Origin of the sequence: Bacillus sp. C30, from assembly GCF_040838255.1 — a bacterium.
GTDB classification, from domain to species: Bacteria; Bacillota; Bacilli; order Bacillales; family Bacillaceae_G; genus Bacillus_A; species Bacillus_A mycoides.
In genome coordinates this window covers 1-1,865 of record NZ_JBFPJH010000508.1, presented here as the reverse complement: position 1 = coordinate 1,865, position 1,865 = coordinate 1, and the positions used below count along the sequence as shown (strand labels likewise).

General features: G+C 31.2%; 3 protein-coding genes. All 3 read left to right on the top strand.

Annotated features, from left to right (window positions below; all coding sequences use genetic code 11):
• The first annotated feature begins 51 nt into the window (after window positions 1-51).
• The 3 genes from AB3X49_RS22320 to AB3X49_RS22310 all read left to right on the top strand — a co-directional run bounded on the left by AB3X49_RS22320 (window position 52) and on the right by AB3X49_RS22310 (window position 1,709).
• On the top strand, window positions 52-684 hold the full coding sequence (locus AB3X49_RS22320) for a LysE family transporter (protein WP_367964800.1): 633 nt from the start codon (window positions 52-54) through the stop codon (window positions 682-684).
• Between the two features lie 19 nt (window positions 685-703).
• Entirely contained in the window at window positions 704-997 is a 294-nt protein-coding gene (locus tag AB3X49_RS22315; RefSeq protein WP_367964798.1) for a cytoplasmic protein, read from the top strand.
• 82 nt (window positions 998-1,079) lie between these two features.
• Complete coding sequence (locus AB3X49_RS22310; RefSeq protein ID WP_367964796.1) at window positions 1,080-1,709, top strand: sterol desaturase family protein; 630 nt, start codon at window positions 1,080-1,082, stop codon at window positions 1,707-1,709.
• Window positions 1,710-1,865: the final 156 nt, after the last annotated feature.

Genomic DNA, 1,865 nt, shown 5'->3' with positions numbered 1-1,865 from the left:
TCTTTATTTGCATCATTACTTAATAGTAAAAGAAGTAGAAAGGATAGAGCGATGTTTGGAGCAATTATACAACAAATAGTATTAGGTATTTCATTAGCTGCACCTGTAGGTCCGATTAATATTGAAATGTTAAAACGAGGAATTGAACGTGGATTTTGGCATGCGTGGATTGTTGGAATTGGAGGAATGACTGCTGATATTTTGTTTATGCTGCTTATTTATTTTGGTTTATCTTCTGTGTTTATGTATACATATGTACAAGCTTTTATGTATTGCGCTGGTTTTTTCTTGTTGTTTTATTTAGGGTTTCAAAGTGTAAAACAAGGAATTTCTCATTCTAATATGGAATATAAACAAGAAGAGATAGGTGGACTTAAACAATCTTTTATGGCAGGATTTCTAATTGCGATATCCAATCCATTAAATCTCGTTTTTTGGTTTGGTATATATGGAAGTATACTTAGCTCGTTGCTTACAAAGGTAACGAAACAAGAAGCTTTTTTGTACAGTCTTTGCATTATTGTTGGTATTATTTTGTGGAATTTAAATATTGCTTTTTCTGTACATTTTGGAAGAACTTTATTAAAGAAAAAAGCACTTGGCTATATTACAGCCGGAGCAGGTATTATTTTAGTAGGATATTCTATCCATTTTGCATACAAAGCTTTACAGTTGTTCATATAAGATTGAAGGGGAGATTTTTATGTATCGAACCACTATTGACGGAAAAGAGATTATCATCACTTTAGCACCAAAAATCCGAAAAGAAATTACTGATAGGAATCCACTATATGAAGCGGTATTTAAAAATGCAGCAAGGTTACTGCAAACGAAACAACCAACGTTTGCGGTAAATCATGAAGTATTTGGTCTCATTATTGGAGAAGTACAAAGAGGAGAAGTAACAGTGTTTGCAGTAGAACACATTATTCCGAAGCAAAATATATTTGGTCCGAACACTTTTTTCTCGACAATAGAACAGCAGGAAAATTTGTAAAGTGAATAGAATAAGAATGAAATAGAAAAAAATGGTCGTAACGATATGTTGCGGCTGTTTTTGTGGAAAAGGGGGAAGTAAGATGAAGAGAGTGGTGAAAGAGTTTTTTTTACAACATGATATTGTTATTATGTATAGTGTTCTATTAATTTTTATTATTATTTTAAAAATGCAATTTTTCACATGGATTGGTATGTTAGCGTGTATGTTTGGGATTGTTTTTTATACGTTTAACGAATATATGACACACCGTTTTTTATTCCATTTAAAGCCGCCTAAAAACGCATTTTTATTAAAAATGTTAAGAAGATTACATTATGATCATCACGTATATCCAGATGATTTAAAACTTTTATTTTTGCCTGTATGGTTTAGTATACCTAGCTTTACTATATATTTACTTATAACGTATGGTATTACAAAAAGTGTTACTGTTACACTTTCATTCGGAATCGGAATGATTATCATGCTCCTCGTTTATGAATGGAAACATTATATTGCACATAAACCGATTCGTCCCTTCACTAAGTTTGGAAGATGGCTAAAAAAACAGCACATATTACACCATTATAAAAATGAAAAGTTTTGGTTCGGAGTTTCAAATCCAGTATTCGATTTTATATTTGGAACACTTAAAGATGGAAAAGACGTTGAATTAAGTGAAACAGCTCGTAATTTAGAAAAGGAGACAAAGACGGAAGTAGTGCGATAAGCACTACTTCTTTCTTCTATTTTAATGGGAATAAAAGTTTAATCGAATCAATCGAATCAATCGAATTTTATGTTAAAAAAGTATATTGAAAATTTAGGAGAAAATGACGAAAAATGTCTATCGAAAAATCTTTGCAGGAATGTACGGATTGTCTAA

What these genes read in the sequence shown, in the direction of transcription:
- AB3X49_RS22315 (WP_367964798.1), top strand. Translation starts at nt 704, where the DNA reads ATGTATCGAACCACTATTGACGGAAAAGAGATTATCATCACTTTAGCA.
- AB3X49_RS22310 (WP_367964796.1), top strand. Translation starts at nt 1,080, where the DNA reads ATGAAGAGAGTGGTGAAAGAGTTTTTTTTACAACATGATATTGTTATT.
- AB3X49_RS22320 (WP_367964800.1), top strand. Translation starts at nt 52, where the DNA reads ATGTTTGGAGCAATTATACAACAAATAGTATTAGGTATTTCATTAGCT.